The sequence below is a fragment of the Janthinobacterium sp. BHSEK genome (genome assembly GCF_056174685.1).
In genome coordinates, this window is the sequence record NZ_JBWBYV010000277.1 from 1 (window position 1) to 261 (window position 261).

At 52.1% G+C, this 261-nt stretch carries 1 rRNA gene; it reads right to left on the minus strand.

The window, feature by feature from the left end:
* Positions 1 to 205, minus strand: a 16S ribosomal RNA gene (locus tag AC0V2Y_RS29025); the annotation flags it as partial.
* Positions 206 to 261 lie beyond the last annotated feature (56 nt).

Sequence of the window (261 nt, forward strand, 5' to 3'; positions counted from 1 at the left end):
TTGCGATCCCCCACTTTCATCCGTAGATCGTATGCGGTATTAGCGTAACTTTCGCTACGTTATCCCCCACTCCAGGGTACGTTCCGATATATTACTCACCCGTTCGCCACTCGCCACCAGAGCAAGCTCCGTGCTGCCGTTCGACTTGCATGTGTAAGGCATGCCGCCAGCGTTCAATCTGAGCCAGGATCAAACTCTTCAGTTTAATCTCTGTTACTTTGCCCTTTTACAGGCACCGTCATTGCTGACGGGTCGCTCACT